This window comes from Bradyrhizobium prioriisuperbiae (assembly GCF_032397745.1).
Classification (GTDB): Bacteria; Pseudomonadota; Alphaproteobacteria; order Rhizobiales; family Xanthobacteraceae; genus Bradyrhizobium_A; species Bradyrhizobium_A prioriisuperbiae.
The window spans coordinates 6,734,083-6,752,557 of the sequence record NZ_CP135921.1 but is presented as its reverse complement, the minus strand read 5'-3'; the positions used below and the strand labels follow the sequence as shown (position 1 = coordinate 6,752,557).

At 63.5% G+C, this 18,475-nt stretch carries 18 protein-coding genes and 2 tRNA genes; 5 read left to right on the top strand and 15 right to left on the bottom strand.

The window, feature by feature from the left end:
• Positions 1–191 precede the first annotated feature (191 nt).
• The 3 genes from ntrC to dusB are packed head-to-tail and all read right to left on the bottom strand — an operon-like array spanning position 192 to position 3,921.
• Complete coding sequence (gene ntrC, locus RS897_RS31870) at positions 192–1,634, bottom strand: nitrogen regulation protein NR(I) (RefSeq protein ID WP_315832655.1); 1,443 nt, start codon at positions 1,632–1,634, stop codon at positions 192–194.
• A 29-nt stretch (positions 1,635–1,663) separates the two neighbouring features.
• On the bottom strand, positions 1,664–2,839 hold the full coding sequence (locus RS897_RS31865) for a two-component system sensor histidine kinase NtrB (protein WP_315832654.1): 1,176 nt from the start codon (positions 2,837–2,839) through the stop codon (positions 1,664–1,666).
• Positions 2,836–3,921 (bottom strand): tRNA dihydrouridine synthase DusB, encoded by a 1,086-nt coding sequence (gene dusB / locus RS897_RS31860; protein ID WP_315832653.1) that lies wholly within the window; start codon positions 3,919–3,921, stop codon positions 2,836–2,838. The genes RS897_RS31865 and dusB overlap by 4 nt, the downstream gene beginning before the upstream one ends.
• Before the next feature lie 261 nt (positions 3,922–4,182).
• On the opposite strand from dusB, the gene RS897_RS31855 reads away from it, so the two are divergent.
• The gene (locus RS897_RS31855; RefSeq protein WP_315832652.1) at positions 4,183–5,364 is read left to right on the top strand and encodes a bifunctional 2-C-methyl-D-erythritol 4-phosphate cytidylyltransferase/2-C-methyl-D-erythritol 2,4-cyclodiphosphate synthase; all 1,182 of its coding nucleotides are present in this window, start codon (positions 4,183–4,185) and stop codon (positions 5,362–5,364) included.
• Between the two features lie 31 nt (positions 5,365–5,395).
• Positions 5,396–5,998, top strand: a complete 603-nt coding sequence (locus RS897_RS31850) for a CinA family protein (RefSeq protein ID WP_315832651.1) — start codon at positions 5,396–5,398, stop codon at positions 5,996–5,998.
• On the opposite strand, the gene RS897_RS31845 is transcribed toward RS897_RS31850, so the two are convergent.
• Genes RS897_RS31845 through lipA form a run of 3 tightly spaced genes read right to left on the bottom strand, consistent with a single transcriptional unit; the run spans position 5,901 to position 7,885 of the window.
• Positions 5,901–6,368 (bottom strand): type II toxin-antitoxin system RatA family toxin, encoded by a 468-nt coding sequence (locus RS897_RS31845; protein WP_315832650.1) that lies wholly within the window; start codon positions 6,366–6,368, stop codon positions 5,901–5,903. The two genes, RS897_RS31850 and RS897_RS31845, sit on opposite strands and share 98 nt — an antisense overlap.
• Positions 6,369–6,370: 2 nt before the next feature.
• A complete protein-coding gene (locus RS897_RS31840) occupies positions 6,371–6,904 on the bottom strand; it encodes a P-loop NTPase family protein (protein ID WP_315832649.1) in 534 nt (177 codons plus the stop codon).
• An 18-nt stretch (positions 6,905–6,922) separates the two neighbouring features.
• The gene (gene lipA / locus RS897_RS31835) at positions 6,923–7,885 is read right to left on the bottom strand and encodes a lipoyl synthase (protein WP_315832648.1); all 963 of its coding nucleotides are present in this window, start codon (positions 7,883–7,885) and stop codon (positions 6,923–6,925) included.
• Positions 7,886–8,184: 299 nt separating this feature from the next.
• On the opposite strand from lipA, the gene RS897_RS31830 reads away from it, so the two are divergent.
• Positions 8,185–8,784: a DNA-3-methyladenine glycosylase gene (locus tag RS897_RS31830; RefSeq protein ID WP_315832647.1), complete on the top strand. Its 600-nt coding sequence runs from the start codon at positions 8,185–8,187 to the stop codon at positions 8,782–8,784.
• 7 nt (positions 8,785–8,791) lie between these two features.
• Here RS897_RS31830 and RS897_RS31825 read toward each other — a convergent pair whose 3' ends face one another.
• From RS897_RS31825 to RS897_RS31805, 5 genes are all read right to left on the bottom strand, one after another.
• A complete protein-coding gene (locus RS897_RS31825; protein ID WP_315832646.1) occupies positions 8,792–9,181 on the bottom strand; it encodes a VOC family protein in 390 nt (129 codons plus the stop codon).
• A 5-nt stretch (positions 9,182–9,186) separates the two neighbouring features.
• Positions 9,187–12,060, bottom strand: a complete 2,874-nt coding sequence (locus RS897_RS31820; RefSeq protein ID WP_315832645.1) for a valine--tRNA ligase — start codon at positions 12,058–12,060, stop codon at positions 9,187–9,189.
• A 262-nt stretch (positions 12,061–12,322) separates the two neighbouring features.
• Entirely contained in the window at positions 12,323–13,069 is a 747-nt protein-coding gene (locus tag RS897_RS31815; protein WP_315832644.1) for a PopZ family protein, read from the bottom strand.
• A gap of 194 nt (positions 13,070–13,263) precedes the next feature.
• Complete coding sequence (locus RS897_RS31810; protein WP_315832643.1) at positions 13,264–14,655, bottom strand: TolC family outer membrane protein; 1,392 nt, start codon at positions 14,653–14,655, stop codon at positions 13,264–13,266.
• A gap of 219 nt (positions 14,656–14,874) precedes the next feature.
• Entirely contained in the window at positions 14,875–15,540 is a 666-nt protein-coding gene (locus RS897_RS31805) for a protein-L-isoaspartate O-methyltransferase family protein (RefSeq protein ID WP_315832642.1), read from the bottom strand.
• Between the two features lie 241 nt (positions 15,541–15,781).
• Between RS897_RS31805 and RS897_RS31800 the strand changes: the two genes are divergently transcribed.
• Both RS897_RS31800 and RS897_RS31795 read left to right on the top strand, forming a co-directional pair.
• The gene (locus tag RS897_RS31800; RefSeq protein WP_315832641.1) at positions 15,782–16,204 is read left to right on the top strand and encodes a hypothetical protein; all 423 of its coding nucleotides are present in this window, start codon (positions 15,782–15,784) and stop codon (positions 16,202–16,204) included.
• A gap of 98 nt (positions 16,205–16,302) precedes the next feature.
• Positions 16,303–16,944, top strand: a complete 642-nt coding sequence (locus RS897_RS31795) for a LysE family translocator (protein ID WP_315832640.1) — start codon at positions 16,303–16,305, stop codon at positions 16,942–16,944.
• A 12-nt stretch (positions 16,945–16,956) separates the two neighbouring features.
• On the opposite strand, the gene RS897_RS31790 is transcribed toward RS897_RS31795, so the two are convergent.
• The 4 genes from RS897_RS31790 to RS897_RS31775 form a co-directional block, all read right to left on the bottom strand.
• A complete protein-coding gene (locus RS897_RS31790) occupies positions 16,957–17,205 on the bottom strand; it encodes a PilZ domain-containing protein (RefSeq protein WP_315832639.1) in 249 nt (82 codons plus the stop codon).
• A gap of 160 nt (positions 17,206–17,365) precedes the next feature.
• Positions 17,366–17,440 (bottom strand) — tRNA-Asn (locus tag RS897_RS31785).
• Positions 17,441–17,538: 98 nt separating this feature from the next.
• Positions 17,539–17,612: transfer RNA gene (locus tag RS897_RS31780), tRNA-Cys, on the bottom strand.
• Positions 17,613–17,736: 124 nt separating this feature from the next.
• Entirely contained in the window at positions 17,737–18,465 is a 729-nt protein-coding gene (locus tag RS897_RS31775; RefSeq protein WP_315832638.1) for a tRNA-uridine aminocarboxypropyltransferase, read from the bottom strand.
• Between the last annotated feature and the right edge of the window lie 10 nt (positions 18,466–18,475).

The window sequence follows — 18,475 nt, the reverse complement described above, 5'->3', positions numbered from 1 at the left end:
GCGTGGGGCCAATCAATACGTTTGGCTGAAGTCAATCCGAGCAGTGACCGCAATCAACTGATGCAACGATACAACAATGTTGCTCAATTACGACATTTCGACGGCACATGCAGCCCCAAAGACCCCTCCAACTCTGCGCCGGAGGGGCCGTTTGGGGGATTGTCCCCACACAAATGGGAAAGCGGGTCCCGCTAGCTCCCGGTCCGGTAGACTTGGATATCCAGGTCCCTGATCTTCTTCCGTAGCGTGTTGCGGTTCAGGCCGAGCAGATCGGCCGCCCGGATCTGGTTGCCCCGGGTGACGGCCAAGGCGGCGGTCAGCAGCGGGACTTCGATTTCCCGCAGGATCCGGTGATAGAGGCCCGGCGGCGGCATGCCGTTGGGGAAGCCGGCGAAATGCGACGCCAGGTACATTTCGACGGCGCCTCCCAGGTTCTCGACCCCCTGCGGGGCCCCGCCCCCGGACGCGACCGCCGGCGGCGCCAGTTCGCCCTCGATGACCGAGCCCGTAATCACATCCTGGGGATAGAGCGCGGCAAGCCGGCGGGCCAGGTTTTCCAGTTCGCGGACGTTGCCCGGCCAGCGATGCTGCTTCATCCGCTCCAGCGCCTGGGCGTCGAGCTTCTTGGGTGGCAATCCATCCTTTTCCGCCAGCGCAAAGAAGTGCCGGATCAGATCGGGCAGATCCTCGATGCGTTCGCGCAGCGGCGGCAGCCGCAACGGCACGACATTGAGCCGGAAGAACAGATCTTCGCGGAACAGGCCCTGCTGGATCAAAATCCGGAGGTCCTTGTTGCTGGCGGCGACGATGCGGACGTCGGTCTTGATCGGGGTCCGGCCGCCGACCGTGGTGTATTCGCCCTGCTGCAGCACCCGCAGCAGACGGGTCTGGGCTTCCATCGGCATGTCGCCGATTTCATCCAGAAACAGCGTGCCGCCTTCGGCCTGTTCGAAGCGGCCGGTGGCGCGGGTGTTGGCGCCGGTGAAGGCGCCGCGCTCGTGTCCGAACAATTCGGATTCGATCAGGTCGCGCGGGATAGCCGCCATGTTGACGGCCACGAACGGGCCGTTGCGGCGCTTGCCGTAGTCGTGCAGCGCACGCGCCACCAATTCCTTGCCGGTGCCGGACTCGCCGGAGATCATCACCGTCAGATCGGTTTGCATCAACCGCGCCAGCACGCGGTAGATTTCCTGCATCGCCGGCGAGCGGCCGACCAGCGGTATAGAGTCGAATTCATTCTCGTCGGGATGATGCGCCGCGCGCTCCTTGGGCTCGGCGAGCGCCCGCCCGACGATCGCGATCAATTCCTTCAAATCGAACGGCTTCGGCAGGTATTCGTAAGCGCCGCGTTCCGACGCACGGATCGCCGTCATGAAGGTGTTCTGCGCACTCATGACAATGACAGGCAGATTTGGCCGCATCTTCTTGATCCGCGGCAGCAGATCGAAGGCATTCTCGTCGGGCATCACCACGTCGGTGATGACGAGATCACCCTCGCCCTGACTGACCCAGCGCCACAGCGTCGCGGCGTTGCCGGTCAGGCGCACCTCGTATCCGGCGCGGGACAGTGCCTGATTCAATACCGTGCGGATGGCGGTATCGTCGTCGGCGACCAGTATGCTACCTACGGGCATCTCAATTCCTCATCGTGATAACTTGGTGCTCATTTCGCACGCTGTGAGGCATGCGACGACGCTCCCGGTTCATCGTCGCGATTGCTGTTGTGGTGGTTCTTGGTTTCGTTGAACATCGGCAGCAGCACGCGGAAGGTGGTTTTCCGCGGTATTGATTCACATTCGATGATGCCGCCATGGTCGCCGACAATCTTGGCGACCAGCGCGAGGCCGAGTCCGCTTCCCGTCGGCTTGGTGGTGACAAACGGATCGAACAGGTTCGGCATCAGGTCTTCGGGCACGCCTGGACCATTGTCCTTGACGCAAAATTCGAGCGGCAGCGACACCCGTGATTTCTTGCCCGGGATCGACAGCCGGACGCCGGGACGAAACGCCGTGGTCAGCTGGATTTCGGCATCCGTCCCCATGTCCACCACGGCTTCGGCGGCGTTCTTCACCAGATTGAGAAACACCTGGATCAGCTGGTCCTGATTGGCCAGCACCGGCGGCAGCGATGGATCATAGTCCTCGACGAACTTGATCTCGCGCGCGAAGCCGGACTGCGCCAGCCGCTTGACGTGATCGAGCACTGAATGAATGTTGACCGGACCACGGGTCACCGGACGCTCGTCGCCGAACACTTCCATGCGGTCGACCAGGGTGACGATGCGATCGGCCTCGTCGCAGATCAGGCGGGTCAGCGTGCGGTCTTCGGGGGACGCCGCCTGCTCCAGCAGCTGCGCCGCGCCGCGAATACCCGACAGCGGATTCTTGATCTCGTGCGCCAGCATGGCCGCCAGCGCGATCACCGAACGCGCGGCGCTGCGATGGGTCAATTGCCGGTCCATCTTGTCGGCGATGCTGCGTTCCTGCAGCATGACAACGATATGGCCGGGACGTTCATTGAGCGGGGCGACGTGCAGATCGACCTGCCGGTCGCCGCCCATGCGCGGCGTTCCCAGATCGACCTTGTACTCATTCACCGCCGAGTTGCTGTGGCGCACCTGGTCGATCAGCGCCAGCAACGGGCTTCCAAACGGAACGAGCTCTTTCAACAACTGACGCTGCAGCAGCTGGATCGATGTTTCGAAGAACGCCTCCGCCGCGATATTGGCGTCGACGATTTTTCCGTCCGGCCCGATCAGCATCACGGGATTCGGCAGAGCATTGAGGATGGCATCGCCGTCCGGCGGTTGCGGAGGTCGGTGTTCAGCGGCGAGGCTCATGCGGCGGACCTCCAGGCGAAATCGTCGAATGCGGCGTGCAGCGATTGCTGGATCGCCGCCGGCTCCTCGGCCGTCAGGATCACGCCACGCCAATGCTTCAGCGCGTCGACCGGCACCGCATTGGTTTGGGCTGCGGCGTCGAGCGCCCATCCCAGATGCTTGCGGGCATGACGAAGCCCTATCCGCACGCCGTAGTGTGTCAGCAGTTCGTCATAGAGCCGGCAGATGTAGCCGAGCTGGACGCTGAGCTTCGGCGCCAGCTCCGTGATGCCCGACTGCAGCCGGCGCCCGATCTGGCCCGGCAACCATGGCTGGCCCTGTGCGCCGCGGCCGATCATCACGGCATCGGCGCTGGACTGCTTCAGCGCGTCCACGGCGCGTGTGAACGAGGTGATGTCGCCATTGACGACCAGTGGCAGACGAGTGGCTTCGCGCACGGCGCGGACCGCCTGCCAGTCGGCGCTGCCTTTATAGAACTGGCAGCGGGTACGGCCATGAACGGTAATCATCCGCACGCCTGCGGCTTCCGCACGGCGCGCGAGCTCCGGCGCGTTCAGTGAACGGTCGTCCCAGCCGAGCCGCATTTTCAATGTCACGGGAATATCGACGGCAGCGACGGTGGCTTCGATCAGCGTCAGGGCGTGATCGAGATCGCGCATCAGCGCCGAGCCCGACTGTCCGCCGGTCACATGACGTGCGGGGCAGCCCATATTGATGTCGATGATGTCGGCACCGCCGTCGGCGGCGATTTTGGCGCCTTCCGACATCCAGCGCGCCTCGCAGCCGGCCAGCTGGACAACGTGGGGCCCAATGCCGGCGGCCTCGCAACGCAATCGCGATCGGGACAGCCCCTGCGCAAGGTCTTCGCTTGCGGTCATTTCGGAGACAACCAAGCCAACGCCGAGCTCGGCGGCCAGCCGGCGGAACGGCGCGTCGGTGATCCCGGACATCGGAGCCAGCAGCACCCGATTGGCAATGCCGATGTCGCCAATGGCGAGAGGTGCAGGCTGCAATGGCGCGAGACCTGTGACTGATGGCCCTGACAAAAGCTCTTCTCGTTTTTCATCAACTGGCCGCGACATTGCGGCCGGTAAAGCCGCGCATTTTTTGGGCATCGACGCGGCGTGCCTACACTTTAGCCAGTTTTCGGATCGTTTTGCAAGTGCAGCGCAGCAAATTGCAGCGGTTTTACCCAGTCATGTGGCCGTCCCGAAATTCCCAGCGAATTCGCTGATATCGCCACGGAATCATGCAGTTTTGCCCGGCGGCATGCTATGGGCAGGGCCGAAATGGCCCTCGCGGGCGATCCTGACCCCATAACACGCGTTAAAGACAGAATTTTCATGGCGAATCGATCCAAAGCCGCTGCCATCATCGTTGCTGCCGGCCGGGGCCTGCGCGCAGGCGCTGGCGGCCCGAAACAGTACCGCTGCATTGCCGGCCGCACGGTGATCGCCCGGGCGATGGATCCCTTCTGCAGCCATCCCGATGTTTCCGCGGTACAGCCCGTGCGCAATCCGGACGATGTTGAGATCTTTGATCAGGCCCTGCAGGGCCTGACATACCGGCCCGCGGTGAGCGGCGGGGCCACCCGCCAGGCGTCGGTACGCGCGGGGCTGGAGGCGCTTGCCGGCGATCCCCCCGACATTGTTCTGATCCATGACGCGGCACGCGCGTTCGTCACTGATGCGGTGATCGCGCGCGCGATCGCGGCGGCCGGCAAGACCGGCGCGGCGATCCCGGTGGTCGCGGTCACCGATACCATCAAGCAGGTCGACGATGCGGGTGATGTCGTGGCGACACCGAATCGTGCGCAGCTGCGCATCGCGCAAACGCCGCAGGCCTTTCGGTTCGACGTGATTCTCGAAGCCCATCGCCGCGCCGCGCGCGAAGGCCGGGATGATTTCACAGATGATGCCGCACTTGCCGAGTGGGCGGGATTGACGGTTGCGACCTTTGAAGGTGATGCTGCGAACATGAAACTCACCACACCGGAAGATTTTGCGCGCGAGGAGGCCCGTCTCGGCGCCGCGCTCGGCGATATCCGCACCGGCACCGGCTACGACGTCCACGCCTTCGGCGATGGCGATCATGTGATGCTGTGCGGCGTTCGCGTGCCCTACTCCCGCGGCTTCCTGGCGCACTCGGACGGCGACGTCGGCCTGCACGCACTGGTCGACGCCATCTTGGGCGCTCTGGCCGACGGCGATATCGGATCGCATTTCCCGCCGAGCGATCCGCAGTGGAAGGGCGCAGCCTCCGACAAGTTCCTGGCCTATGCGATGCAGCGTGTCGCCGACCGCGGCGGCCGCGTGGCGCATCTCGAGGTCACCATGATCTGCGAGAGCCCGAAAATTGGCCCGCTGCGCGACACCATGCGCGCGCGCATTGCCGAGATCACCGGCCTGTCGCTGTCGCGGGTCGCGGTGAAAGCGACCACAAGCGAAAAGCTCGGTTTTACCGGGCGGCAGGAAGGCATCGCGGCGACGGCGAGCGCCACCGTGCGCCTGCCCTGGACTGAGTAGCTGGAAGCCACGGTGAGCCGGAGCGCATGAGATGACCAGCAGCGATCCCCGCGCCCTCTCCCGTTCGCTGCTCGATTTGTGCCGGATGCGAAAGCTGACGATCGCAACCGCCGAGTCCTGCACCGGCGGCCTGGTCGCGGGTGCCCTGACCGAAATTCCGGGATCGTCCGACGTGGTGGACCGCGGCTTCATCACCTATTCCAACGACGCCAAGCGCATCATGCTGGGTGTGAAGGCGTCGACGCTCGAGACCTTCGGCGCGGTCAGCAAGGAAACCGCGATTGCCATGGCGGTCGGTGCCCTGGAAACCGCCGATGTCGACCTCGCAGTCTCCATCACCGGCATCGCCGGCCCCGGCGGCGCGACGCCAGGAAAACCCGTCGGTCTGGTGCATTTTGCCGTTGCTGCACGCGACGGCCGCATTGTGTCACGGGAGAAGCGTTTCGGCGCAGTCGGGCGCAGCGTGGTCCGGAAATTGTCGGTGATCGAGGCCTTGCGGCTGCTGACTGAACTTGCGCGCGGTCCGGTCAGCCGGGTCAAGCGCCCGCGCGCTGCCGCCCATAGATCACGTCCGCGCGCCGCTCGAAAGCCGCGGCAAAGCGCTGGAACGCGGCGTCGAACATCGCGCCCATGAGCAAGGCCAGCATCCGGCTCTTGAATTCATAGGCGATAAAGAAGCTGACGGTGCAGGCCGTGTCGCTGGTCGGCTCGAACGTCCAGCGGTTCTCCAGGCGGCTGAATGGCCCCTGCAGATATTCGACCAAGATCTTGAGATTGGCGCGGTCCAGCGTCACCCGGCTGGTGAACCGCTCGCGCACCAGCTTGAACGACACTGTCATGTCGGCGACGATGACCTCGGTGCCATCTTCGTTCGCGGTGCGTGTCCGAACCTTCAGCGTTTCGCACAGCGGCACGAATTCCGGATAACGCTCGACATCGGCCACCAGGTCGAACATCTGGTCGGCGGTGTGCTGGACACGGCGTTTGTTGGTGAATTGCGGCACGCCTAGGCTCCGGCTGTCACCAGGCCCGTAGCCCGATGCGCAAGATAATCGTCGGCCTGCCGGCGATGGGTGAACGTGATGAAGGTCTGGTCCGGCCGCAGCCCCTTGAAGAACGCGAGCAGCCTGGGGCGCTGTTGCCGGCGGTAGGTCCAGACATAACGGATGAATTCGGCGTCGAACTGTTCCGGACAGCCCGCCGCCATTTCCGGGCGCACCTGTCCGTAGCTCGTGATGACCCTGCGAAAAATCCCGCTCATGCAGACCCACCGGGGCAGATCGAACCAGACAATGGTGTCGGCAAGGCCGCGCCGCAGTTCGCCGCAATGGCTGATATAGTTGCCGTCCATGATCCACGTGGGCTCATTCGCAGCCTCGGTCATGCGGCGCTCAAACGAAAACGGATCTGACGGTCGCCAGCCCGGTTGCCAATACAGCGCGTCGATCGAAACCATGGGAAGTCCGGTCGCCGCGGACAGCCGCCGCGCGAACGTCGATTTCCCGGATCCCGAAGACCCCATCACCATGACACGCCGCATGATTTTCGGTCCGACGTCTTAGGTCGCAACGCGCGCCTCGCGCGCCGCCTTCAGTCTGGCAAAATCTTCGCCGGCATGATGCGACGAGCGGGTCAGCGGGCTCGCCGACACCATCAGGAAGCCTTTGGTGTAGGCGACCTTCTCGTAACCACCGAACTCATCCGGCGACACGTAACGCATCACCGCATGATGCTTGCGCGTCGGCTGCAGATATTGGCCGATGGTGAGAAAATCGACATCGCCGGAGCGCAGGTCGTCCATCACCTGCAGCACCTCGTGGCGCTCCTCGCCGAGCCCGACCATGATGCCGGACTTGGTGAAAATGGTAGGGTCGAGTTCCTTGACCCGCTGCAGCAGCCGGATGGAGTGGAAATAACGCGCGCCGGGCCGCACGGTCAGATAGCGCGACGGCACGGTCTCGAGATTATGGTTGAAGACGTCGGGCCTAGCTGCGACCACCACCTCCAGCGCGCCGTCCTTGCGCAGGAAATCCGGCGTCAGGATCTCGATGGTCGTGGTCGGGCACTGCGCGCGGATGGCGCGGATGGTGCGGGCGAAATGCTCGGCGCCGCCATCGGCGAGATCGTCGCGGTCGACCGAGGTGATCACCACGTGCGCAAGGCCGAGTTTGCGCACGGCTTCGGCGACGTGCTCCGGCTCCAGCGCGTCGAGCGCGCCCGGCATGCCGGTCTTGACGTTGCAGAAGGCGCAGGCACGGGTGCAGGTGTCCCCCATGATCATGAAGGTGGCGTGCTTCTTGTCCCAGCACTCGCCGATATTCGGGCAGCCGGCCTCCTCGCAGACCGTGACAAGCCCGTTTTCCTTGACGATCTTGCGGGTGTCGGCATAGCCGCGCGTGTTCGGCGCGCGCACCCGGATCCAGTCCGGCTTGGGCGGCGACTGCGCGTCCGGACGGTTGACCTTCTCAGGATGCCGCGGGCGGATCTGCTTGTCGGAAACCGTGTCGATCAGAACAACCATTGAAAACCTGTCTTGCGAGAGCTTTACCTAGGCCCTCCAGCAGCTTGTCGCAACCTGCCCGTGCCATGCTATCTCCTAGTGTGCTGAACGCGAAGTTCGTCTGAGCGCGCGGCGGGCACCTGCACGAACTTCGCGTTCATAAAGCACACTAGAATCGTATATTTGATAGTGTCCTGATCGCTTCGCAAGTTCGTCCAGAACTCGCTGAAAAGGCAGCGAACTTGCGAAGCGGGACACTATATGTCCACGTTAGCATTATCGCCCCATCGGCCGCCCGAATCTCCGCCTGATTCTCTGAAATGCCTCAAATCTCGTCAGTTCCGGCGCTTGGACGCCCGCTCAAGCGCAGTTTCTTCGCCCGCAGCGTCCATGAGGTCGCCCCCGACCTGATCGGGGCGACGCTCTTGGTCGATGGCGTCGGCGGCGTGATTGTCGAGGTCGAGGCCTATCACCACAGCGAGCCGGCGGCACACTCCTATAATGGTCCCACCCCGCGCACTGCGGTGATGTTCGGCCCGCCGGGCTTTGCCTATGTCTACAAGTCCTATGGCATTCATTGGTGCGTGAACCTTGTCTGCGAGAAGGCCGGCTCGGCCAGCGCCGTGCTGATCCGGGCGCTGGAGCCGACCCACGGCATTGCCGCGATGCGGCGGCGTCGCAGTCTGCACGACGAGATCGCGCTATGTTCCGGCCCGGGCAAATTGTGCGAAGCGCTGGCGATCACGGATAAACACAATGCCCTGCCGCTGGACCAGCCGCCGATCGCCTTGCATACCCGCCGCGGCCGGCCGGAGATCGTGAGCGGTGTGCGGATCGGCATCACCAAGGCGGCGGAATTGCCCTGGCGTTACGGGCTGAAGGGCTCACGCTTCCTCAGCAAGCCATTCAGGTCGAACTAAGTCGTCCTCAGCCGGATACGACGTGGCAGACAGCTTCGAGCCTGTTGCCGTCGGGATCACGAAGAAAGGCCGCATAGTAAGACGGATGATAGGCGCGCAGCCCCGGCGGACCATCATCCCGGCCGCCGGCGGCGATGCCATCGCGCCAGAACGCATCGACCTGCGCCCGCGTTGCCGCCTTGAAGCACCAGTGTCGCCCGAAGCTATCCTCGACCGCAGCCCCCCGCCGGATCGAGATGTAAACACGCTCCGGATGATCCGGCCGTGCACGCTCACCATAGCCGAGCCAATCGTCCCGGCGGCCAACCTTCACGACGCCGAGTGCGATCATGATCGCATCATAGAACGGTTCGGCGGCCGCAATGTCCGAGACAGTCCAGGATACGTGATCAAGCATTGAGCTCAGCTCGCGCCCTTCAACCGCTCCAGCGCCTCGAGGATCTTGGTCTTGCGGGCCCGCGCTTCCTCGCGCTTCTCACGCTGCTCGTCCACGACCTCTTCCGGCGCGCGAGCCATGAAATCGGCATTGCCGAGCTTGGCATCGACCCGCTTGATGTCGGCTTCGACCTTGGCCATTTCCTTGTCGAGGCGCGTCTTCTCGGCGGCGAGATCTATCACGCCCTTCAGCGGCAGCGCGGCAACCTCGCCGCGCACCAGCAATTGCACCGCGCCCTGCGGGACCTGATCGGCGAAGGACACGTCCGCCAGGCGCGCCAGCCGTTTGATCACGCCGTCCCAGCGCTGCGCCCGTCCCCGGGCTTCGCTGGACGCATTCACCAGTTGCAGCGGGGTCAGCGTCGCCGGCGGGATGTTCATCTCGGCCCGCACTGAGCGGATCGCCGTGATGAGATCCACCACCCAGCCGATTTCAGCTTCGGCCGCGTCGTCGCGCAGGTGATCCATGGAATCGCCGGATGTCTCGACCGGCAATAGCGGGGTGCCAATATCGGGAAAACCGCTGGCGCTGGCGGCTACCAGAACTGTTTCAACCTCGTCGCGCCTGAGCGGCCATTCGGTCAATGCCAGCAGGCTCGAACGCGTGCCGGTCACCGCCCACAGTTCTTCGGTAATGAACGGCATGAACGGATGCAGCAGCTTCAGAATTTCGTCGCGCGCCCAGGCGACCATGGCCTGGGTCTCGGACTTCGCTTCGCCGTCGGGACCGGTCAGCACCGGCTTCGCCAGTTCGAGATACCAGTCGCAATAGACGTTCCAGACAAAGCGATAGATCGCGCCCGCAGCGTCGTTGAAGCGATAGGCACGGATCGCGTCGGTGACCTCGCGCGCGGCATTGGCGGTTTCGTGCGCGATCCAGCGGTTGAGCGTATCCTTGGCTTTCGAGGGATCGAACTCCGGCGGCAGCGCGCAGCCGTTCATCTCTGCGAAGCGCGAGGCGTTCCAGAGCTTGGTCGCGAAATTGCGATAGCCCTCGACCCGCTGGGTTGCGAGCTTGATGTCGCGGCCTTGCGCCGCCATCGCGGCCAGCGTGAAGCGCAGCGCATCGGCGCCGTAATCGTCGATCAGGTGCAGCGGATCGATGACGTTGCCTTTCGACTTCGACATCTTGGCGCCCTTCTCGTCACGGACGAGCGCATGGATGTAGACCGTCGGAAACGGCACGTCCTTCATGAAGTGCAGGCCCATCATCATCATCCGGGCGACCCAGAAAAAGATGATGTCGAAGCCGGTCACCAGCACGTTGGTCGGATAGTAACGTTCGACATCCTTGCTGTCGTCCGGCCAGCCCAGGGTGGAGAACGGCCACAACGCCGACGAAAACCAGGTGTCGAGCACGTCCTCGTCGCGGGTGATGAAGCCCTCGCGCTTGGCCGGATCGAGCGCCATGTCATGGCCCTGCTCCGGCGTGATCACCTCCTGCTCGGTGTAATATCCCAGTGCCTTGCCGACGGCCTCTTCCTCGGTTTCGGCAACGAACACCTTGCCATCGGGGCCGTACCAGGCCGGGATCTGATGTCCCCACCATAGCTGCCGCGAGATGCACCAGGGCTGGATGTTTTCCATCCATTCGAAATAGGTCTTTTCCCAGTTCTTGGGCACGAACGCGGTCGCGCCCGAACGCACCGCCGCGATCGCGGGCTGCGCCAGCGTCTTGGCGTCGACGTACCACTGGTCAGTCAGGAATGGCTCGATCACCACATTGGAGCGGTCGCCGTGCGGCACCATGTGGGTGTTCGGTTCGATCTTCTCCAGGAAGCCGAAGTCCTCCAGCCGCGCGACAATGGTTTTACGCGCAGCAAAACGATCAACGCCGTGCAGTTCCTCGGCGAACTCCGCGGCGCCTTCCGGCAGCCCGCGCAGGTAATCTTCATTGCCGGTCAGCGACAGGGCGCCTTCCTGGTCGAGCACGCTGATCTGCGGCAGGTTGTGGCGCCGGCCGACCTCGAAATCGTTGAAGTCGTGGGCCGGCGTGATCTTCACCGCGCCACTGCCCTTTTCGGGATCGGAATAATCGTCGGCGACGATCGGAATGCGCCGGCCGACCAGCGGCAGGATCACATGCGTGCCGATGAGATGGCGATAACGCTCGTCATCCGGATGCACCGCGACCGCGGTATCGCCAAGCATCGTCTCGGGCCGCGTGGTGGCGACCACGATGAAGGTCGACGGGTCTTCCGGATTGAAGGTTTTGCCTTGCAGCGGATAACGCAGGTACCAAAGGTGGCCCTTCACCTCGACCTGCTGCACCTCAAGATCGGAGATCGCGGTGAGCAGCTTCGGGTCCCAGTTGACCAGCCGCTTGTCCTTGTAGATCAGGCCCTGGCTGTAGAGCTCGACGAACACCTTCACCACGGCGCGGGACGGCCCCTCATCCATGGTGAAACGTTCGCGTGACCAGTCACAGGACGCACCAAGCCGCTTCAACTGGTTGGTGATGGTGCCACCGGACTCGGCCTTCCACTGCCACACCCGCTCGAGGAACTTCTGCCGACCCATGGCCCGGCGCCCGGGTTCCTGGCGCTCCATCAACTGCCGCTCGACCACCATCTGGGTCGCGATGCCGGCATGGTCGGTGCCGGGCTGCCACAGCACGTCGCGCCCGCGCATCCGCTCGAAGCGGCACAGCACGTCCTGCAGCGTGTTGTTGAGGGCGTGCCCCATGTGCAGCGAGCCCGTGACGTTGGGCGGCGGGATCACGATGGTGAACGGTTCTGCCTCCGTCCGCTCGGGGCGTCCGGCCTTGAACGCGCCGGCATCCTCCCAGGCTCGGGCGATGCGGCTTTCGATCTCGGCGGGCTGATAGGTCTTCTCAATCATGGCAACACAATCATCGATGTTCGGGATGCATGGTCCTGCCGGGAGGTGGCGGGCTCTCGCAATGGCGGCGAGATCCCTTCGAAAGACCGGCCGCTAAAACAGCCTGACTATCGAAAGAACAAGGCAAACAAAAGGTTAGAAGGCGCTACGCACCGCAGCGAACTTCAGGCTGGGGACATTAGAAACCCGCCCGGACGTTGTAAGTCAACGCCGCAAATCGGGTCGCTGCCACCAAATGAAGGGTCCAGCGGAAAGTGCCGGCTCAGCGGCCGCGGGAGACGCGCTCGATTTCGGCCCGGACGATCCGCTCCACCATGTTCGGCAGGTTGTCGTCGAGCCATGATTTCAGCATCGGGCGCAGCATCTCCTTGACGAGGTCTTCCAGGGTGCGGGCGTTGTTGCTGAGAACGGTGTTGGCCAGCGTATTGAACGCAGACTCCACCGAGGTCATGGTGGAGGACGACAGCAGCGGGCGGCTCGGCGCCTCGTCGGCAGCGAACGCTGGCGGATCCATCGCGGGGGTCTGGTAATTTCTCGCCACCGGTCGCGGCTCCGAAAACTCGAGATCATCCTGGGGGTCGACCTGCCGGAACGATGGCGCCGGCGGCGGGCTCGCTGCGGGAGGCGCCTCGGGTATAGCCATCTGTTCCGTCAGTTCGAAGACATCGCTCGCCGGTTCCGGCGCGCGGACCTCGGCCTCGGAGGTGTCGGCGTCGAGGCCAGCCAGCATCGCGTCGATGTCTTCCTGGCTGTTCTTCGCGACGGGTGCGGCGGGCGGCGGAACCGCTGTCTTCGCCGCCGCAGTCTGCACCACAGGTGCCGGTGGGGCGGGCGGCAGCGCGCGTGTCGGCGTCAGCGCCTTCGGCGGCGCACGCGGCGGTTCGACTTTCGGCTCGGCAGCAGCGGCCTGGGTGCCCGCTGGTTTGGTTTCGTCGTCCGCGATGATACGCCTGATCGACGCCAGAATTTCCTCCATCGAGGGCTCTTGCGTCTTTGCCAGTTGCGTCATCGCCGACCCCACATCACCGCGCCCTTGGGCGTTCACTTCGGTGGACCAAACTTTTGCCACGAGAGCCGCGCGCCGAACGCGGCACGAATCGCTTCGTATTCCTTATGGAAGGTATGTCAGGCCAACAATTGATTGCAAGCAAAGGGCCGCTGACGCGGCCCTTTCATCACAGCGTTAGTGCTGAGAATGTTGCGTCAGCGTCCGTCCGGCGTCCGCACGCCGACCCAGCTGTCACGCACCTGCTGGTAATGCACACTCGGATCGTAGATCGCGGTGCCCAGTCGGAGCGTCGTCGGCGACAGGCGGCCAACCGCGCTGAGCACGCTGTAGGATGCCACGACGCGATCGTGCTGCGCCGTGACCAGCGAGTTGCGCGCGTTCACCAGCGCCTGCTGCGCGTTCAGAACGTCGAGCGTGGTACGCTGGCCGACGCGGGCTTCTTCGCGAACACCATTGAGTGCGGTTTCCGACGCCGTCACCTGCGACTGCGCCGAGATCACCTGGGACTTGGTGGCCTGCAGCTGGCCCCAGGCCTGGGCGACGGTGGCCCGCGCCTGGTTGCGCACCTGATCGAGATTCAGCCGCTGCTGCGCCAGCGTCTCTTTGGACTGCCGGATCAGCGAATATTCGCTACCGCCCTGATAGACCGGAACGGTCAGCGTTCCTGACGCCCCCGCCGTAAACGCACGCGGTGAGATCAGTGAGCTCTGGTAGGCCTGCTGCACCGAGCCCTGGAATGTCAGGGTCGGGAACAGCGCGCCCTCGTTGACCTTCACATTGAGAAAGCTGACGTCGATGCCGTACATCGCCGAGGTGACGTTCGGATTTTCGATTAGTCCCTGGTCGATGGCACGGACCAGCGTGGTCGGCAGAAAACGATCGACCGGCCTTGCCGCCGCAAGGTTTTCCGGATCGTTGCCGATGATCTGGCGGAAATTGGCACGGGTGGTGACCAGGGTCGATTCCGCAGCCAGCTGTTGGGTTCGGCCAGCCGCAAGCTGGGCTTCCGACTGCGCCACGTCGGTCCGCGTCACTTCGCCGACGTTGAAGCGATCCTGGGTCTGCTTCAGCGTCTGTTCCAGCACGCGGGTGTTGCTGCGCTGAACTTCGACGATGGCGGCATCGCGCAGGTAGTCCATGTAGATGGTGGCGGCCGACAGCAGCACCGTCTGCTCCAGCACGCGCAATCCTTCGCGCGCCGCTGAGACATTGCTCTCGGCCGAGCGAACGCGGTTCGCGGTCTGCTGGCCGTTGTAGAGGGTTTGCGACACGGTGGCGCCAATGCTGGTCGGCACGGTGGTGCCGACCAGCCCGACTTGCTGCCCTCCGGAAGAGCTCAGCGCGTCGTTATACTGATAACCTGCACTCGCAGTGATCGACGCTCTCGGGCGATAACCGGAGAGAGCTTGCGGCACGTTTTCGTCGGTCACGCGCACCGAGGCGCGCTGTGCATTCAACTGCGGATTGTTTTGGTAGGCGCGAACCAGTGCGGCCTCGATCGTGTCGGCGAGCGCTGGCGTTGCCGCCAGATGGCTGAGCATGAGAGCCGCAACGGCAGCTCCGGTGAGTACTTTCAAACGCTGCATCTCTGCTGATCCATCCATCTCTGACGCCCCTGCTCCTCTCGCCAGAGTATCGGCGCGCCAGAACAGGCCCTGAACTCGTGTCCCCGAGTCTTTCGCGACACAACATAGGCGGGAGTGCGAGGGGGTGAAATCCCCCTTGAGGAAACACTCACCGGAAACTTTGCCGCTGGGGCATCTGGGCCACACTTCTGATTTTAAATGAGAATTGATGGCAGTTTCTTAGAACGTAAATGCCGCTGGACGCTCCATGCCCGGCAGGATCGGGGCGTAGGCATCGAAAAGTGGACGATTTCCAAAGTCCCGTGGCGACCTGGTGACGATTTCCGCCCGCGGCGGCTGAGCGGCGGCAAACACCCCGAGCAGCCGTCCGCCCATCGCGAGCTGCTCGTACAGGCCTTCCGGCGCGATCTGGGTCGCACCGTCGAGAATGATGACGTCATAGGGCGCCTGGGACGGCTCGCCGGCTGCCGCAGGGGCGTTTACGACGCTGACATTGGCCACTCCGAGACCGGCCAGAACCGACTTGGCCTTGTCCGCCAGCGCCGGATCGCTCTCGGTGGCGATGACGTGGGCGGCCAGTTTGGCGACGACCGCAGCGGAATACCCCGACGCACATCCCACCACCAGCACACGGTCCGTGGACGCAATGCTCGCGGCCTGCAGCATTTTCGCAATGACGACCGGCTTGATGAGATACCGCTTCACGCCGGGACCGGTGCTGACCTCGATATCCAGGTCGAGATAGGCCAGCGCCTGCTGCCCATCGGGCACGAAGGCTTCCCGCGGCACCGCCAGCATGGCGTCGATAATGCGCAAATCCGTGACGTCGCTCGGGCGAACCTGTCCATCGACCATCTTCTGCCGCGCGTTGGAAAAGCTTGTCATCGCAGGACGTCCCTATCTGCTTCCGAGATTGCTTATGAGGTTCCCGCTGCGCGGGATCGCGCCATCTTTGAGACAACGGAGGGCAAAACGCAACATGCCCTGCTGCGGTGGCCGCAGCCTGCAAAATCGCCTGCAAATCGGGCTCGCGGACCGCGATCGACGTTGATATAATTCAGCATTTCCTGATTTAGCTTTTTCGCCCCAATCGTTGTTGAAGTTCGTTTTTGAAGGCATTGCAGCGATGTCTGGCATAGCCGCCATCAAGCAGGTCGACGAGCGCGTTGCCGCTGGAATCGTCGCGCTGTTCGCCGTCATCGCCGTTCTGGCGCTGATGTCGGTCTATCGGGTGGAGCCACCTCCGAATGGCGCCCGTGTGATCGCCGACCGCGAGAAGCGCACCTATGCCAGCACCTCCTGCGTCATCTATGGCCGGCTGGAACGCGAACTGATCGCCAATCGTGATGCGGTCGCGGATCCGGCGCAAAGCCTGCAGCTGCTCCCCTATGCGAGCGAAAGCACGATCGGCGAAGTGACCGGCCTCAGCGGCTGGCGGCGCGACGCGGTCTGCAACGACGCGATCGGCTTCGACCAGATCGTCACCGCCTGGAACCGGCTCTTCGACGTCCGCTCGCGCTGGACGGACAACGGGGAATGGCGCTGGTGAAAGCCGAGCCCGATGGCAATAAGACGCTTCTCGCTTTCCTCGGATCATCGAAACTGAAATAAATTGGTCCGAGCAAACTCACGAAGGCGGGCTTCCCGATGCCGGAACTGTCGACCTTGATTGCGTTTATGGGCGCTGTCGCGATCCTGAACCTGACCCCGGGGCCGGACATGATGCTTCTGATCAGCCGCGGTCTCGGGGAAGGATGGAAAGCCTCGTTGTTCACTGCGTTGGGATTTACCCTGGCGGGTGTCGTTCAAATTCCGCTTCTGGCGCTTGGGGTCGCGTCGCTTGTTCAGTCGTCCCCGCTTGCCTTTGACATCCTGCGATATGCCGGCGCTGCGTATTTGACCTGGCGTGGCGTGCAACTCATTCGAACAGCCGGCCGATCCTCGCCGACCATGTTGGTGACAGGGCCGACCTTGCCGGTATTGGCGTTGCGGGACGGGATGGTCTCGAGCCTGACGAATCCAAAGATACTGCTGTTTCTTCTCGCGTTCCTGCCGCAGTTTGTGGATCCGGCACGGGGCTCCGTGACCATTCAGCTGGTTGTTCTTGGGGTCGTGATGAAGGGTGTCGCCCTGGTTATCGCCGGCTCAGTCGCGATGGCGACAGGAATGGTGGGGCGTGCATTGTCGCGCTGGCCGCGCTTCACACTCTGGCAAGAGCGCATAACTGGCGTGGTCCTCATTGGGTTGGGCGTTCGCCTGCTGACCATGGATGGACGCGCAAGGGTCTAGCGGCTCAGTAAGCTAAAACGACACGCCCATGCGCCAGGCGGTGGCCCAGACCACCCTGCACTTCTTGCGGCTGCCTGCGTAAAGCAACTCGAATCGTTTCGGCAAGGCTGCGGCTTTCGCCGCTTCCAGACAGGCCCCGCCCGCGGAATAGTCGACGACCAGGCAGTCGATGGCGGCCGTTCCGGGGTCGATGATGATCTTGCCGGACCGGCTCATCGGCCCGGTCGGTTTCAGACGCGCGAATCTGCGTTGGTGGAACATCGGCGGCTCCGCTGCATATCCAGCCACGGAGCGTCCCATCCGGTTCTTAAGTACCCGTTGAATGTCAGGCTCAAAATGCGCGGTTTTGCCTCGCGCAACTTCACTGCGAGCATCAAAAAAGCTCGCCAACGGCCTGTAATTCATGGGTTTTTGAAAGTGGTGGCTCCTCGGGCCGGATTCGAACCAGCGACCAACCGGTTAACAGCCGGTTGCTCTACCACTGAGCTACCGAGGAACACTGCCGGGCTGGGCCGGCAATGGGGGGCGTATAACAAAGCCCCTGCAGATTGCATAGCGGGAAATTGTCGAAACAAACACCCGTGTGCAGATTAATGGAGGCCACGACCAGAATTGAACTGGTGTACACGGTTTTGCAGACCGTTGCGTAACCACTCCGCCACGTGGCCCCTTGAGGCGACTTGTTACAGGCGAGCAATGGTTTAGGCAACCGCCGACAAACGCTCGTTTTCAATTTCTGACCCCCGCGAACGGCGCTCCTTCCGATGTGCTTTTCGCGTTGGTTTATGGGGGTTAACCGCGACGCCGGCGCCAATCGCGGCGCGGTTTTGGTTTCGGCGCGAGCTCCGGCAGTGTGGTCTGCACGTCGCGATACCTGGTCAACAGCGCCTGGAAGCTCGCCAGCAGTGCCGATTCGGTCTCGGGTCGCTGTTCCAGCCGGCTGATCAGCATGGCGGCCGCCTCGATTGTCGAAAGCCCGTCGCGGCGCGGCTCGCGCCGCAGTTTGCCGTAAAGCGAGGGACGCGCGGGGCCGAGAATCACCCGCCGGCACTTCAGCATCCAGGCATTGCGCCACCACAGCGCCTTAGCCTGGCTCCAGGTGCCGTCCAGCAGCACGACCCCTTCGATCTCTTTGAGGATGCCGCGCTGATGATCTTCCGGCTGCCCCTTGCGATCGATCACCACGATGTCCTGGTCGGTGTCGAGATCGGCGACCTTGGAGGACCCGAGATAAAGCACCGCCCATCGCGCCGGATCGACGGTGCGGCCCAGGATCTTGGACAGGCTCGGCCACGACAGGCCGATCTTCAGCACGGCCTTCTCGAAATGCAGCGCGGTGAGCCGTGCCGTCCCGAGCAGGCGGTCCTGCTCCTGCGGATGCTGCAGGATCACCAGGGAAATCCGGCTCTTGAGCGGGGTCACCGCGTCACAGACGCACAATGGCAGCGGCTTGCCGCAGCGCGGACACTCCGGAATTTCTTCGGGGGCTGCGGTGGCAACGATTTCTGGCTGGTCTGACATCGGCTGCCTA

What these genes read in the sequence shown, in the direction of transcription:
- RS897_RS31800 (WP_315832641.1), top strand. Translation starts at nt 15,782, where the DNA reads ATGTCTGGCATAGCCGCCATCAAGCAGGTCGACGAGCGCGTTGCCGCT.
- RS897_RS31775 (WP_315832638.1), bottom strand. Translation starts at nt 18,465, where the DNA reads ATGTCAGACCAGCCAGAAATCGTTGCCACCGCAGCCCCCGAAGAAATT.
- RS897_RS31825 (WP_315832646.1), bottom strand. Translation starts at nt 9,181, where the DNA reads ATGCTTGATCACGTATCCTGGACTGTCTCGGACATTGCGGCCGCCGAA.
- RS897_RS31795 (WP_315832640.1), top strand. Translation starts at nt 16,303, where the DNA reads ATGCCGGAACTGTCGACCTTGATTGCGTTTATGGGCGCTGTCGCGATC.
- RS897_RS31850 (WP_315832651.1), top strand. Translation starts at nt 5,396, where the DNA reads ATGACCAGCAGCGATCCCCGCGCCCTCTCCCGTTCGCTGCTCGATTTG.
- ntrC (WP_315832655.1), bottom strand. Translation starts at nt 1,634, where the DNA reads ATGCCCGTAGGTAGCATACTGGTCGCCGACGACGATACCGCCATCCGC.
- RS897_RS31830 (WP_315832647.1), top strand. Translation starts at nt 8,185, where the DNA reads ATGCCTCAAATCTCGTCAGTTCCGGCGCTTGGACGCCCGCTCAAGCGC.
- RS897_RS31820 (WP_315832645.1), bottom strand. Translation starts at nt 12,060, where the DNA reads ATGATTGAGAAGACCTATCAGCCCGCCGAGATCGAAAGCCGCATCGCC.
- RS897_RS31840 (WP_315832649.1), bottom strand. Translation starts at nt 6,904, where the DNA reads ATGCGGCGTGTCATGGTGATGGGGTCTTCGGGATCCGGGAAATCGACG.
- RS897_RS31865 (WP_315832654.1), bottom strand. Translation starts at nt 2,839, where the DNA reads ATGAGCCTCGCCGCTGAACACCGACCTCCGCAACCGCCGGACGGCGAT.
- RS897_RS31855 (WP_315832652.1), top strand. Translation starts at nt 4,183, where the DNA reads ATGGCGAATCGATCCAAAGCCGCTGCCATCATCGTTGCTGCCGGCCGG.
- RS897_RS31810 (WP_315832643.1), bottom strand. Translation starts at nt 14,655, where the DNA reads ATGCAGCGTTTGAAAGTACTCACCGGAGCTGCCGTTGCGGCTCTCATG.
- RS897_RS31805 (WP_315832642.1), bottom strand. Translation starts at nt 15,540, where the DNA reads ATGACAAGCTTTTCCAACGCGCGGCAGAAGATGGTCGATGGACAGGTT.
- RS897_RS31815 (WP_315832644.1), bottom strand. Translation starts at nt 13,069, where the DNA reads ATGACGCAACTGGCAAAGACGCAAGAGCCCTCGATGGAGGAAATTCTG.
- lipA (WP_315832648.1), bottom strand. Translation starts at nt 7,885, where the DNA reads ATGGTTGTTCTGATCGACACGGTTTCCGACAAGCAGATCCGCCCGCGG.
- dusB (WP_315832653.1), bottom strand. Translation starts at nt 3,921, where the DNA reads ATGTCGCGGCCAGTTGATGAAAAACGAGAAGAGCTTTTGTCAGGGCCA.
- RS897_RS31790 (WP_315832639.1), bottom strand. Translation starts at nt 17,205, where the DNA reads ATGTTCCACCAACGCAGATTCGCGCGTCTGAAACCGACCGGGCCGATG.